The 14467-nt window shown below is 54.3% G+C and carries 13 protein-coding genes; 11 read left to right on the top strand and 2 right to left on the bottom strand.

The window, feature by feature from the left end; genetic code table 11:
• Nucleotides 1-6 precede the first annotated feature (6 nt).
• On the bottom strand, nucleotides 7-1092 hold the full coding sequence (gene pyrB / locus BT142_RS05025; protein WP_072417265.1) for an aspartate carbamoyltransferase: 1086 nt from the start codon (nucleotides 1090-1092) through the stop codon (nucleotides 7-9).
• A gap of 199 nt (nucleotides 1093-1291) precedes the next feature.
• Here pyrB and BT142_RS05020 point away from each other — a divergent pair, with 199 nt between their 5' ends.
• The 9 genes from BT142_RS05020 (at nucleotide 1292) to BT142_RS04980 (ending at nucleotide 12339) form a co-directional block, all read left to right on the top strand.
• Nucleotides 1292-1897, top strand: coding sequence for a helix-turn-helix domain-containing protein (locus BT142_RS05020; protein ID WP_072417120.1), 606 nt, complete (start codon nucleotides 1292-1294; stop codon nucleotides 1895-1897).
• A gap of 137 nt (nucleotides 1898-2034) precedes the next feature.
• Nucleotides 2035-2661 carry an aminoacyl-tRNA hydrolase gene (gene pth / locus BT142_RS05015; protein WP_072417119.1) on the top strand — a complete coding sequence of 209 codons (627 nt, stop codon included), beginning with the start codon at nucleotides 2035-2037 and terminating at the stop codon, nucleotides 2659-2661.
• A 42-nt stretch (nucleotides 2662-2703) separates the two neighbouring features.
• A complete protein-coding gene (gene mfd / locus BT142_RS05010) occupies nucleotides 2704-6186 on the top strand; it encodes a transcription-repair coupling factor (RefSeq protein WP_072417118.1) in 3483 nt (1160 codons plus the stop codon).
• A 110-nt stretch (nucleotides 6187-6296) separates the two neighbouring features.
• Nucleotides 6297-7709, top strand: coding sequence for an amidophosphoribosyltransferase (locus BT142_RS05005; RefSeq protein ID WP_072417117.1), 1413 nt, complete (start codon nucleotides 6297-6299; stop codon nucleotides 7707-7709).
• 240 nt (nucleotides 7710-7949) lie between these two features.
• The gene (locus tag BT142_RS05000; protein ID WP_072417116.1) at nucleotides 7950-8723 is read left to right on the top strand and encodes an SDR family NAD(P)-dependent oxidoreductase; all 774 of its coding nucleotides are present in this window, start codon (nucleotides 7950-7952) and stop codon (nucleotides 8721-8723) included.
• Nucleotides 8724-8965: 242 nt separating this feature from the next.
• A complete protein-coding gene (locus BT142_RS04995) occupies nucleotides 8966-10078 on the top strand; it encodes a hypothetical protein (protein ID WP_072417115.1) in 1113 nt (370 codons plus the stop codon).
• A 158-nt stretch (nucleotides 10079-10236) separates the two neighbouring features.
• Nucleotides 10237-10833: a 16S rRNA (guanine(966)-N(2))-methyltransferase RsmD gene (rsmD, locus tag BT142_RS04990; RefSeq protein ID WP_347497636.1), complete on the top strand. Its 597-nt coding sequence runs from the start codon at nucleotides 10237-10239 to the stop codon at nucleotides 10831-10833.
• Nucleotides 10830-11339, top strand: coding sequence for a pantetheine-phosphate adenylyltransferase (gene coaD, locus BT142_RS04985; RefSeq protein WP_072417113.1), 510 nt, complete (start codon nucleotides 10830-10832; stop codon nucleotides 11337-11339). The genes rsmD and coaD overlap by 4 nt, the downstream gene beginning before the upstream one ends.
• Nucleotides 11340-11742: 403 nt before the next feature.
• Nucleotides 11743-12339: a hypothetical protein gene (locus BT142_RS04980; RefSeq protein WP_072417112.1), complete on the top strand. Its 597-nt coding sequence runs from the start codon at nucleotides 11743-11745 to the stop codon at nucleotides 12337-12339.
• A 152-nt stretch (nucleotides 12340-12491) separates the two neighbouring features.
• Here the strand turns inward: BT142_RS04980 and rpmB are convergent, their stop codons facing one another.
• Entirely contained in the window at nucleotides 12492-12677 is a 186-nt protein-coding gene (rpmB, locus tag BT142_RS04975; protein WP_072417111.1) for a 50S ribosomal protein L28, read from the bottom strand.
• Nucleotides 12678-12954: 277 nt separating this feature from the next.
• Here rpmB and BT142_RS04970 point away from each other — a divergent pair, with 277 nt between their 5' ends.
• Nucleotides 12955-13635 carry a site-2 protease family protein gene (locus tag BT142_RS04970; protein WP_072417110.1) on the top strand — a complete coding sequence of 227 codons (681 nt, stop codon included), beginning with the start codon at nucleotides 12955-12957 and terminating at the stop codon, nucleotides 13633-13635.
• The coding region (locus BT142_RS04965) for a segregation and condensation protein A (protein ID WP_072417109.1) at nucleotides 13632-14467 on the top strand (836 nt) is incomplete at its 3' end. The genes BT142_RS04970 and BT142_RS04965, both read left to right, overlap by 4 nt.

Below are 14467 nucleotides of genomic sequence, written 5' to 3'. Positions count from 1 at the left end.
CGTCTGTCAGACCAGTGTCCTGTTGTCACAGTATTCGCAGGTGAGAATGTCGCCGCTTCCCTCGAACAGGTGCGGCAGATAGGTCTCGGCATGAGTGATGCACTTGGGGTTTGAGCAGAGAACGGTCGGGTGCGCTCTGCCCTTGACTATCTTCGCGGGAACTCCGTCGCCGCGGATAACGGTGTAGATGAGAGCCATACGGATGTACATACCGTACTTCGCCTGTTCAAAGTACATGGCGCGTTTGTCGTCATCCACTTCGATGGCTATCTCATCGACTCTCGGCAGGGGGTGGAGCACTATCATGTCATCCTTCGCGAGCTTCATCTTCGCCTTGTCGAGTATGTACGAGCCTTTCTGCGCGAGGTATTCCTCACGGCTCGCGAAGCGTTCCTGCTGGATGCGCGTCATGTACAGCACGTCCAGCTCGCCGATGACCTCCTCCAGCGAGGAAGCCTCCTTGAAGGGTACGCCGCCTGCCGACAGCATATCCTTTATATAAGAGGGCAGGGAGAGCGCAGGTGTCGAGATGAGCACGAAGCGTGTTCCCTTGTAGCAGAGCATCGCCTTGATGAGCGAGTGTACCGTCCTGCCGTTTTTGAGGTCGCCGCAGAAGCCGATGGTCAGCCCTTCCAGCGAGCCTTTCTCTTCTTTCAGTGTGAAGAGGTCGGTAAGGGTCTGGGTCGGGTGGAGATGTCCGCCGTCGCCCGCGTTGATGACGGGGCATTCGGCAGTCAGAGCCGCCGCCTTGACCGAGCCCTCGGTAGGGTGACGCATGACGAGTATATCCGCGTAGCCCGAGACTATCTTGGTAGTGTCCTTGAGGTTCTCGCCCTTTGCCACCGAAGAAGTGGCAGGGTTGTCGAAGCCGATTATGGTCCCGCCGAGCCTGAGCATCGCGGTCTGGAAAGACATCTGCGTTCTTGTGGACGGCTCGTAGAACAGCGTTCCCATTATCCTGCCCTCACACGCCTTTGAATAGAGCGTGGGGTTGCCGCGAATCTCGTGAGCGAGGGACAGCAGTTTGTTCCACCAGGACACGGGGTAGTCGTTCAGGTCGATAAGGTTGAGATGCTGAGTATAATCGGACATTTTCATTCACTCTGCCTTTCAGGTGCTATCATTCCATTTGCCTATTCCAACATATTATATCACATCGTGCCAAAAAAATCAATAGGGTTACAAAATGTTTACATACTTTGTAACTTTTTCGTTCGGAGAGCATATCTACGGAGCGTGGATTGACGGGACAGGTCGCAGATGTTATAATATCATCAGGGGGATGATATTCATGGATCAGATCAAAACGGGGGCGCTGATACGCGCTCTGAGACTCAGAAACAATATGACCCAGAAACAGCTCGCCGAACGCCTGAACGTCAGCGACAAGGCGGTATCAAAGTGGGAGTGCGCAAACGGCTGTCCCGATATTTCCATGCTGACCGAGCTTGCGGAAGTTTTCGGCACGGACGTTCAGACTCTTCTCTCGGGCGGGGCGGACTGTAATGAAAGTGAGGTGGGAAACATGAACAAGCTGAGATTCTACATCTGCAAGGACTGCGGAAATATCATAACCGCATCTTCCGACGCGAGCATCACCTGCTGCGGCAACAGGCTCACCGCCGCCGAACCGCGCAGGGCTGAGGACGGCGAAAAGCTCAGGGTCGAGAACATCGGCGGCGAACTGTACGTCACTTCCGATCACGAGATGACGAAGGAGCATTACATCTCGTTCGTCGCGTATCAGAGCGACAGCTGTCTGATGATGTTCAGGCAGTACCCCGAGTGGGCTATGCAGGCGAGACTTCCGCTGTTCCGCACGGGACGGCTGGTGTGGTACTGCAACAGGTGCGGACTTCTTTACGGCGACCTCAGACGGCTGATGACCGACGCCTGACGTACACAAAAAATTAACTTGCAATCGGAACATTTGTGTGCTATAATGTATGAACAGGATAACTGATGAACAGGGCGAATGCCGCATTTTGTCGGCATACGCCCCTTTAGTGTTTGCATGAAAAAGGAGTCGGGAGTATGAGCATCTGGGACGCATTCGACAGGATATCAAAGGGAAGAGAGCCGCAGGGCGGGAAGATCGAGTTCATTATCGCAGGACTCGGCAACCCGGGGATACAGTACGAGAACAGCCGCCACAACGCAGGATTTATGGCAGTCGCGGCACTTGAGAAGAAGTTCGGCTTCGAGGTGAAGCAGCATAAGTTCAAGGCGGTCATCGGTGAAGCGAACATCGGCGGCAAGCGCGTTCTTGTCATGAAGCCCGAGACTTACATGAACAATTCGGGGGAAGCGATAGAACAGGCGATGGGCTTCTACAAGATACCCATCGAGAACGTGCTGGTCATCTTCGACGACATCTCCCTCGAACCCGGGCATATCCGCGTCAGACGCAAGGGCAGCGCAGGCGGTCACAACGGTCTGAAAAGCATAATCGCACTCTGCGGCGGCGACGGTTTCCCGCGCATCAAGCTGGGGGTGGGTGCGAAGCCACACCCCGATTACGACCTTGCGGACTGGGTGCTGGGCAAGTTTGACGATGACCAGCAGAAGGCGTTCGATTCGCGGCTGGACGACGCCTGCAAAGCCGCCGAATACATAGTCGGCGGAAGCATCGACAAGGCGATGAACGAATGCAACAAGTGAACGGATGAAACGCACCGCATTACAGCATTATAGGGTATTGCTATGAATATTTTTGACCGTATTTTACATAAGACCGAATTTTATAATGACCTGTATAACACCGCGGCAGGCGGATACACACCCATCTCGGTCACGGGCGTGGCAGGCATACACAAGGCGCATATCGCGGCGGCGCTGGCTGCCGATACTTCGGTGCTGCTGGTCTGTGCCGATGAGGCGGCGGCTGTCCGTGCGGCGCAGGATATAAACACCCTCGCCGACAGGCGCCTTGCCTGCGTCTTCCCCGAGAAGGAGTTCGTGTTCGTGCCGATGGAGGGCGTGTCGAACGAGTACGTCCACAGACGTATCGAGGCGCTTTCCCTCATACTCACGGGCGAGTGCAGGGTGCTCTGCTGTTCGGCGGCGGCGGCTTGTCAGGCGACAGTGCCCCCCGACGTGCTGGAGGAGTATTCTTTCAGGCTCGAAGTGGGCGGTGAGATAAACACCGATACCCTCATCCGCAGGCTCACCGCCGCAGGCTACAGCCGATGCGAGATGGTCGAGGGTCAGGCGCAGTTCTCGGTGAGGGGTTCGGTGGTGGATATTTTCCCTGTGTCGGACTCCGAGCCCGTGCGTATCGAGCTGTGGGGCGATGAGATAGACAGTGCCGCCCGTTTCGATACCGAGACTCAGCGCCGCACCGAGCCTGTTGACTGCGTGACCGTGTTCCCCGCGCTGGAGGTCATCTTCGGTTCGCAGGAGGAATTCTGCGAGAGGATAGATAAGCTCTCGCAGTCCCTTCGCATGAAGAACGCCGACGCTGTCCGCGCCTATCTCATGCGCGACCGCGAGATGGTGGAGACAGGGCTCTCACTCACGAACCCCGATAAGTACTACTCCCTCGCCTACGAAACGTCCGCGTTCGTCACCGACTATTTCTCGAAGGGCGTCTGTCTCGTGTCCGAGTACACCTCTGCCTGCGAGAACCTGCGCGGCTTCTCCGACCAGCTCTCCGAGGACTTGAAGCTCATGTACGAGAGCGGCATCATGTTCAAGCGGCTGGAGGGCTACATGGCGGACTCGGGTCTGCTGGAAGCGAAAATGCTGGCTCTGCCCTGCATCTTCCTCGATACCTTCATGCGGCAGAACGGCAGTATCCGCTTCAAGAAGCTCATCAACACCGACTGCCGTCAGACCGCAGGCTGGGGCGGCAGCATGACCGCCCTCACCGAGGAGCTGAACGAGTATATCGGGCAGGGCTACTCGGTGGTGCTGCTGGCAGGCTCGGAGAAAACCCTCCCGATAATCGTCAGCGACCTCTGCGAGGACGGTTTCAGAGCCGAGATACTGACCGAGGATTCGGAGCCCGAAGCAGGCAGGGTCTACGTCCGCACGGGTTCGCTGTCGTCGGGCGTTGACTACCCGACAGCAGGCTGCGCCGTCATCACCCAGATGAAGTCGGCGAACATCGTAAAGAAAAAGAAGAAGCGCAAGAACGACGACGTTATCCGCGCCCTCACCGAGCTGCACCCCGGCGACCTTGTGGTACATTCTATACACGGCATCGGACGTTTCCGCGGTATCGAGAGCATCGCCGCCAACGGCGTGAAAAAGGATTACATCACGATAAAATACTCGGGCACGGATGTGCTGTACGTTCCCGTCACCCAGCTCGACCTTGTGTCGAGGTACGTGGGCGCGTCGGACGACACCACCGTAAAGCTCAGCAGGCTCGGTTCGATAGAGTGGCAGAAGACCCGCTCGCGCGTAAAAAAGGCGGTCAGGGACATGGCAGAGGAGCTGACAAAGCTCTACGCCCAGCGTCAGACCGTGTTCGGTCACGCTTTCTCCCCCGACAACGACTGGCAGCGCGATTTCGAGGACAGATTCGACTATCAGGAGACCGACGACCAGCTGCGCTGCATAAACGAGATAAAAGAGGACATGGAAAAAGTCCAGCCGATGGACAGACTTCTCTGCGGAGACGTGGGCTTCGGCAAGACCGAGGTGGCGCTCCGTGCGGCGTTCAAGTGCGTGCTCGACTCGAAGCAGGCGGCGATACTCGTGCCGACAACGGTGCTCGCGTGGCAGCACTATCAGACGGCTATCAAGCGTTTCGAGCACTTCCCGATAAAGGTGGAGCTTCTCAGCCGTTTCCGCACTCCGCAGCAGCAGGCACAGATAGTCCGAGAGCTCAAACGCGGCACTATCGACGTGATAATCGGCACTCACCGCCTTGTCTCGAAGGACGTGGGGTTCAAGGACCTGGGACTTGTCATAATCGACGAGGAGCAGCGCTTCGGCGTGGCGGCGAAGGAGAAGCTCAAGGAGCTGTTCACGGGAGTGGACGTGCTGACCCTTTCTGCGACCCCCATCCCAAGAACACTGAACATGGCGCTGTCGGGAATCCGCGATATGTCGGTCATCGAAGAACCGCCCCAGGACAGGCGACCCATCCAGACCTACGTGACCGAGCACAGCCCTGCCGTTATCGGGCAGGCGATCTCGAAGGAGCTTCGCCGCGGCGGTCAGGTCTACTACATCCACAACCGCATCGACACCATCTACCGCACCGCCGACGAGATAGCGAAGCTCGTCCCGGGGGCGAGGGTCGGCGTGGCGCACGGCAGGCTCAGCGAGCACGAGCTCAGCGAGATATGGCGCCAGCTCATCGAAGGCGAGATAGACGTTCTTGTCTGCACTACCCTTATCGAAACGGGCGTTGACGTCCCGAATGTTAACACCCTCATCATCGAGGACGCGGACTATCTCGGGCTGTCCCAGATGCACCAGCTGAGAGGCCGCGTGGGGCGTTCCAGCAGGAGAGCGTATGCGTACCTGACATTCAGGCGCGGCAAGGTGCTTTCCGAGGTCGCCACCAAGCGCCTTGAAGCGATAAAGGAGTTCACGAAGTTCGGTTCGGGCTTCCACATCGCCATGCGCGACCTTGAGATACGCGGCGCGGGCTCGATACTCAGCGGCAGACAGCACGGCCATATGGAAGCGGTCGGCTACGACCTGTACTTGCAGCTTCTCAACGAAGCGATAGCCGAGCAGAAGGGCGAGGCTCCGCCCCCGTCCCCCGAGGACTGCCTTATCGACATCATGATAGACGCGTTCATCCCCGAGACCTACATCGAGAGCGATATGCTGCGTATCGACGCTTACCGCCGCATAGCTTCGATAGTCAGCGTCGAGGACAGCCGCGACGTTATCGACGAGTTCATCGACCGTTTCGGCGACCCGCCCAAGCCCGTCATGGGTCTGATAAACGTTGCCCTCGTGAGAAATTCCGCGGCGGCACTGGGCATCAGGGAGATCTCACAGAAGGGCGCGAAGGCGGTGTTCACCATGCGTGAGTTCAAGCCCGAATACGCCCCGAAACTGCTGGAAAAGTACGGCAAACGGCTGCGTTTCATACAGGGCGACGCCCCGGGATTCTCCATCGACATCAGCGCAAAACAGCCCACTGCCGAGCTTATCACAGAGGTGGTGGCGGTAATGCGCGGTCAGGACGGCAAGCCCGATAATGTAAAAAAAAAATGAAACTGTGAAGAATCATCTTGAAAAAAGATGAGGATTGTAATATAATAGGTTTAGATATTTTTTTTGTGAAAATTTTTTTGGAGATGTTTATTCGGAAGGAGTAAAAAAATATGGGCGGATTTTTTGGAGCGGCTACAAAGAACGATAACTGCGCTTTCGATGTGTTCTACGGCACCGACTACCACTCGCACCTCGGCACGAGAAGAGCGGGTATGGTCATGTACAGCAAGGATAAGGGCTTTGACAGGTCTATCCACAACATCGAGAACTCGCCGTTTCGCACCAAGTTCGACAGCGACGTGAACTCTATGAAGGGTCACCTCGGCATCGGATGTATCTCCGACTACGAGGCTCAGCCCCTGCTGATACGCTCGAAGGTCGGCACCTACGCCATCACCACCGTCGGCAAGATAAACAATACCGAGGAACTGCTGGACAGAGTGTTCGAGAAGAGCCATCTGCACTTCTTTGAGATGAGCGGCGGCGAGGTCAACGCGACCGAGCTCGTGGCGGCTATCATCAATCAGGAAGAGAGCATCCTTGAGGGCATCAAGCTGGCACAGGAAGTCATCGACGGTTCGATGACCATGCTCGTTATGACCAAGGACGGCATCTACGCCGCAAGAGACAGGCTCGGCAGAACACCTGTTGCTATCGGTCAGCGCGAGGACGGCTTCTGCGCCGCTTTCGAGAGCTTTTCCTACCTGAACCTCGGCTACACACATTATAAAGAGCTGGGTCCCTGCGAGATAGACTTCATCACACCAGACGGCGTCGAGGTACTTTCCGTGCCGCGCCAGCAGATGAAGATATGCACGTTCCTGTGGGTATACTACGGTTATCCCGCATCGAGCTACGAGGGCGTGGGCGTTGAGGAGATGCGCTACAACTGCGGCAGACTGCTCGCACAGCGCGACGACGCGAAGCCCGACATCGTAGCAGGCGTTCCCGATTCGGGTATCGCGCACGCTATCGGATACTCCAACGAGTCGAAGATACCTTTCGCAAGACCCTTCATCAAGTACACCCCCACATGGCCGCGCTCCTTTATGCCGACCAACCAGAACCAGCGCAACCGCGTTGCGAAGATGAAGCTGCTCCCCGTTGAGAGCCTTATCAAGAACAAGAGCCTGCTGCTCATCGACGACTCGATAGTACGCGGCACTCAGATGAGAGAGACCACCGAGTATCTGTTCAGGAGCGGTGCAAAGGAAGTTCATATCCGTCCTGCCTGTCCGCCGCTGCTGTACGGCTGCAAGTACCTGAACTTCTCGCGCTCGAACAGCGAGATGGATCTTATCACCCGCCGTATAATCGCAGACCGTGAGGGCGCGGATGTCACCCCTGCAAAGCTGCTCGACTACGCGAACCCGCTCAGCACCAACTACGCCGAGATGGTCGAAGAGATACGCCGTCAGCTGACCTTCACCAGCCTGAGATTCCACCGCCTCGACGATATGCTCAACTCCGTTCCGATAGAAAACTGCAAACTCTGCACATACTGCTGGGACGGCAGAGAATAAAAAAACACAAGGAGTTGGTCTGACCCAAAAACAGACCAACTCCATTTTTATTGAAAGAACCACACTCTCCCCAAAATAAAAAGTTTAGGGAAAGGGGTCAGAGGCAAAGCCCCTGCGTTTGTCAGGCACACACCAAAATTTGAAATTCACGTTTTTGCTCCGTCAGGCGTTGACTTTTTGAACAAAATGTTGTATAATATTAATAATGTTATGCATACTATGAAACGGAGGTCATGACTTATGGAAAAATGGGCACTTATTACGGGAGCGAGCTCGGGCATCGGCGCGGAGCTTGCCAAGTTGTACGCAAAGCGCGGTTACGGTGTCGTGCTGGTGGCGCGGCGCACCGAAAAACTGACCGAACTTGCTCTGAAACTGGAGACTCCGACGCGTATAATCTCCTGCGACCTGCGCGACAGAGAGTCGGCTAAGGAACTTTACGACATGGTCTATGACCTGAACGTCGAGATCGTCGTGAACAACGCGGGCTTCGGCGCGGTCGGCAGGTTCGAGCAGATCGACCTCGACCGTCAGCTCGACATGATCGACCTGAACTGCACCGCGGTCGCCGCGATAACCTATATGTTCCTGAAGGATTTCCGCTACCGAGACTGCGGCGCGATACTCAACGTCGCTTCGTCCGCGGGTCTTATGCCCGGCGGTCCGAACATGGCGATGTACTACGCCACAAAGGCTTTCGTGGTCTCGCTGACGAACGCTATCAACGACGAGCTCAAGACCTCGAACAGTAACGTGAAGATCTCCGCACTCTGCCCGGGTCCCGTCGATACCGAATTCAATGACGTGGCAGGCGTGAGCTTCGGGCTCAAGGGCATTTCCGCGAAATACTGTGCGATGTGCGCGGCTTACGGACTCGATCACGGCGAGCGCATCATCATCCCCGAGCGCAGCATAAAACTGCTTCGCACGGCGGCAAAACTCTCCCCCGAAAGAGCGGCTCTGCGCATCACGGGCTACGCTCAGAAGCATAAATCGGGCGATCTCGGCGGCTGACGCACGGTTTCATATCCTCACAAACAAATGAAACTATCATGTGATATTATCGGAAGTTACAAAAAATTGGACGGTTTTTATGATAACTGCACATATCAATTGTGAAAAGTTTGTGTAAAAGTACGATTGAAAATTGTAACGAAATAAAGTAAAATATATTATATAGAGTTTTGCTCACTTTAGGGCAGTAAAACGAAATATAACTATCTGACAGTAAAATTTTGGAAAGGAAGTCATTTGTTATGAAAATCAGAAAGATCCTTGCAGGCATGGCTGCTTCTGCGATCGCTATGACTACACTTGCAATGGTAAGCGCACCTACTGCTGCTTCCGCTGCAACCACCGCTACCGGTCACGCCGGTATCTCCTTCCAGGCTAACGATACCTGGAACTACAGAAACACCTTCGGCTCTGATGATACTACCGCTGCATTCCCCGACAAGAAGGTCGGCGTTCAGGGCGGCGCTTACGGTATCGACACCGACGCTAACTTCGGCGATGTTGAGATCAACGGCGACGGTACTTATACCGTAACTATGGCTACCAGCGGTACTCTCAAGGAAGAGAACGCTGCGGCAGTTGCTGAGGATAAGTCCAGCTGGTTCGCTGATGAGGCTAAGACCATCACCAGAGAGGGCAGCAAGTGGTCCATTCTCCACAACTTTGAGCCTAAGACCAACGACGGCAGTGAGACTCTCACCAAGGATAACCTTACCTGGGAAGCAGGCAAGGACGCAGGCGTGTTCAACATCCTGTCCGTATCCACCGACATCATCGTTACCTACAACGCTGACGGCGACAATACCGCTGAGGATCTGCTCGACAAGCCTACCTACAACGGCAAGCTCGTTGAGATCTCCGACCTCGTTGTAGACATCCAGGGTCAGCAGTTCTCTCCCGAGGACGTTGTTAAGTTCAGCTGGGATCCTAAGAAGGACCTCGACGAGTCTACCCCCGGCGTTCAGAACTACCTCACCATCATGCTGATCGACAAGTGGAACAAGAACAACACCATCGATCCTAAGGCTTTCGTTACCGCTGAGGACGGCGACATCTCCGTTACCTTCACTGTTAAGGGTCTGACTGTTGAGAACACCGATTCTTCCAGCTCGAATGCTGACTCCAGCTCTAACGCTGACAGCTCTTCGACTTCTTCCACTACTTCCAGCAAGTCTACTACTTCCACTACCAGCAAGGCAGCAGGCGGCACTGCAAGCACCACAGGCGGTTCTACCACTTCTTCCGCTGCTGCATCCGACAACACTGAGAACGCTCCCGCAGGTGCTCCCGCAGGTATCGCTCTCGCACTCGCTGCTGTTGCAGGCGCTGCTGTAGTTGTTTCCCGCAAGAAGTAATTTCTTGAAGAACAGTTTATAAAACGGTTTATCCGTTTCGTGAAGAGACCTCATGTATGTGAGGTCTCTTTTTGTTTAATGTGTACAAAAATCCCCGTCCGCCAAAATTCGTCAAAAAAAATCTGAAAAGCCTATGGACAAACGCTTTAAATTATTGTATAATATTTATATATGAAATTCAGACCAAGAGGTTTTACGATATGAGAGTTATTACAGGTTCGGCAAGGGGAAGAAAGCTCAAAACGCTCGATTCTCTCGATATTCGCCCGACTCCCGACGCAGTCAAGGAAGCTATTTTCTCGGTGGTGCAGTTCGACCTGCCGACGGCAAGCGTTCTTGACCTGTTCGCAGGAAGCGGACAGCTCGGCATCGAGGCGCTCAGCAGGGGAGCGGCACACTGCGTTTTCGTCGATCAGAATCCCGACGCTGTCGCCGTTATCAAGGAAAATCTGAACGCCTGCAAGCTGATGAGCAGCGCGAGAGTCCTGAATATGGACAGCATCGAATACATAAAAGTGGCAAAAACGGGTCTGGATATGGCGTTCCTCGATCCGCCTTACCGCCACGGACTGCTCGAAAAGGTGCTTCCGCTCATCTCGAAAAAGCTGAATGAGGGCGCGTTCGTCATCTGCGAACATGAGGCTGAACTGACTCTGCCCGACGAGTATGAGGGGCTGTATCTCCACAAGAGGTACCGCTACGGCAAGGTCGCTGTGACCGTTTACCGCACACCGCAGTCGGAGGATGAGCTATGAGAAAGATAGCTGTCTGCCCCGGCAGCTTCGACCCCGTGACCAAGGGTCACCTGGACATCATCGAACGCGCGTCAAAGCTGTTCGATAAGGTGATAGTGCTCGTGTCCTTCAATCCGCGGAAGGCGGGTTCGGGCGCGTTCCCGATCGAGGAGCGCATGAGGCTCATCATCGAATGCACGAAGGGCATGGAGAACGTGATAGTTGACTGCCATTCGGGACTGCTGGCGGAATACCTGGCAAGGACGCACGCCTGCGCGATAGTCAAGGGTCTGCGTGCTGTGACCGACTTCGAGTACGAGTTCCAGATGGCGCTCGCAAACAAGAAACTCTACCCCGACGCCGAAACGGTGTTTCTGACCACCAGCGCGGAGAATATGTACCTGTCGTCCAGCGTGGTCAAGGAGATCGCAGCACTCGGCGGCGATATTTCCGACTTCGTGCCGCCTGAGATCCTCGACGACATCAACTCCAAACTGTTCGTTCCGAGGGACGGGCTGGAGATCTGACGGGATATGCTTGCTTTTAGGGTTTTTACTGGGGGAAACCTTTCTGAAGAAAGGTTCTCCCCCAGACCCCCTTCCAAAGACTTTTGATATGTTGGCAGTTGGATGTGGTTTGAAAGACAGACTCTCTCCATTTCATGAGAGATCATCTGATAACTTCCGCAAATGATGCGTTAACCGCTATCGAACGTCTTTTTGGCAAGTGGCAACTATATAAAAGAAGAGCTCCGAACTATCCGACCTGCACAAATTAAGTCAGAACCACCCACAGCCAAAAAGTATTAAAAGTTTTAGGAAAGGGGTTTGGGGGATAACCCTTTTTCAAAAGGGTTTCCCCCAATAAGCCCCCACAAGCCGGCAGCGCAAAATTTTAACGGGATATTATATACAGAAAGGACGTTTAAATATGAACTATGATGAAATACTCGAAATGATGGAGGAGCTTATCGACAATTCTTCTGCCGTTCCGTTCTCGGGCAAGAAGATGATCGACTGCGACCAGATGCGTACCTATATCGACACTCTCCGTCTGAATATGCCCGGCGAGATCAAGAAGGCAAAGGAGCTCCAGACCCAGAAGGAGACCATCCTTGCGGAAGCGAATGCCGAGGCGAAGAAGATCCGCGCTCAGGCTGACGAGTACGTTGAGGAGACCAAGGTCAAGATCGAGGAGATGGTCAAGGAGACCGAGATCACCCGTCAGGCTAAGGAGTATGCTGTTGAGCTGATCCAGCAGGCGCGTCAGGAGGCTGACGACATCGTTGCGAAGGCGAATGCAGACGCTGACAAGACCATTTCGGACGCCGAGGAGAAGGATGCGGCCATCAGACGTATGCTTTCCGACGATCTGAACAGTTCGCTTGCTGAGGCTAAGGCTGTGCTCCAGAAGAATCTCGACAAGGTCGTTGACACCATGGACGCTTTCGAGAAGCTGAACGCCGCTCCGAAGGAGACCGAGGAGGAAGAAGAAGCCGAGGACGTTTTCGCATCCAAGAAGAAGTGATGACCCCTTCACAAACGCGTATTTTGCGGTAAAGAAAACAACAGGAGATGGCATCTCGCGTGAGAGACCATCTCCGTTTTTCGTGTCGGTAAAAAGTGCAAAAAAATAAGACCGTCCGAACAGACGGTCTTGAAGTAGCTTTAGTGAAAGACTTATGCTCTCTCTACCTTACCGGAACGAAGGCATCTGGAGCAAGCGTATACGTGACAAGGAGTACCGTTGACAATTGCCTTTACTCTTTTTACGTTGGGCTTCCAGCTTCTGTTAGTCCTTCTGTGCGAGTGCGATACCTTTATACCGTAAACGATCTGCTTTCCGCAAAACTGACACTTTGCCATGACAAAGCACCCCCTTTGAATAATGATGGGTAAATATGATCTTTTTCATACTTAGGTCAATAACCAAAATATATTATATCACAACCTCAGATGAAATGCAAGTGTTTTTTGAAAAAATATATTAATTTTCAGTAAATTCGTTACCTACGGCAAATTATAGTGAAATAGCTGTAAAAAAATCCGATGCCACTTGAAATCCTCGCCGAAATGGTGTATAATATACAGTGTATATGTTTTTGTGGAGAGAAAGCTGAACGTTAGGAAAAGAGGAAAAGAAATGATCTCAGCACTACAGACAAAGGACAAGGAAACGATAATCATATCGCTTTTCGTGTATCTTATGATAATACTTCTGATAACGCCGATACATGAGTTCGCACACGCGTGGGCGGCCTACAAGCTCGGCGACGATACTGCAAAGCTCAAGGGCAGACTGACCCTCAATCCGATAGCATCCATCGACCCGTTCGGTACGCTGGGTATGCTCCTGTTCGGGTTCGGATGGGGCAAGCCCGTACCTGTCAACCCTCTGCACTTCAAGAATTACCGCAAGGGCATGGCGCTGACCGCGGCTGCGGGACCTATATCCAACCTCATCGTTGCGTTTGTGGGAATGATCGCCATGAAATTCTCGCTGGCGGCGTGGTATGTTCACCCTTCGGATGGGATGAGCTACCTTTATACGATACTCAACCTTTTCACAAGGATAAATATCGGACTTGCGGTGTTCAACCTCATCCCCGTTTTCCCGCTGGACGGTCAGAAGATACTCGCGTACTTCACCCCGAAGGGATTCGATGAGTTCATGGCACGCAATCAGATGTTCATGACGCTGGCGCTGTTCGCGCTGATGATGTCGCCTGTTCTGGGCAAGGTGAGAGAGGTCGTGTATTTCGGCCTTGACAAGCTGACCTTCTTCATCGACCCCATCGCGAATGCGGTGTTCGGTATATCATGAGTATCCCCGAATTCAAGCTGGATGCTTTCGAGGGGCCGCTTGATCTTCTGCTGCACCTCATCGCAAAGCACAAGCTGAACATTTACGACATAGAGATCTCCCTGCTTCTCGACCAGTACCTTGAGTACATCGAGGGGCTTGAGGAGCAGGACTTCGATGCCGCGGGCGATTTCCTCGCGATGGCGGCAAGGCTGGTCTACATCAAGACCTGTTCTCTGCTCCCTCAGCCCGAGGAAGCAGAGGAGATGAAAAAAGAGCTCCAGGGTGAGCTGCTCGATTATTCCGAGTGCAAAGCCGCGGCTGCGCGTCTGCTGAGACTCAGCGTCTACGGCGACGTGTTCGTCCGTCCGCCCGAAAAGCTCCCCGTGAACAAGGTCTTCACGGGAACGATAAGCCCCGACAAGCTGGTCGAGGCGTACCTCGGCATGAACGCGAAAACGCGCAATCTGAAGCCCGTCCGCGCGGAGCAGTTCTCGCCCCTCGTGAGATCGCGGTTCGTGACCGTCACTTCAAAGATCATCCATGTGCTGAAGCGTCTGCTGAAAACGGGCGAATGCACGGTGGCGGAGCTGTACGTGGGGGTCGAGGACAAATCCTCACGCGTGGCGACCTTTCTGGCGGTGCTGGAGCTTGCAAAGTCGGGTCGCATCTCGCTCAACGACGACAACACGGTCATCAGCTTCAACCGTTCCGCGCCGCGAAGGCACGATCCGAATGCAAAGCCTGCCGAGACTAAGCCGAAGGAGCAGTACACAGTCCCGACCGTGACGATCGAGCGTGCCGTTCCGAAGGAGCAGTACACTGTCCCGACCGTGACGATCGAGCGTGCCGC

The organism is Ruminococcus sp. YE71 (assembly GCF_900119155.1).
Classification (GTDB): domain Bacteria; phylum Bacillota; class Clostridia; order Oscillospirales; family Ruminococcaceae; genus YE71.
The sequence above is the reverse complement of the archived record's forward strand: the minus strand, read 5'-3'. Positions and strand labels throughout refer to the sequence as shown.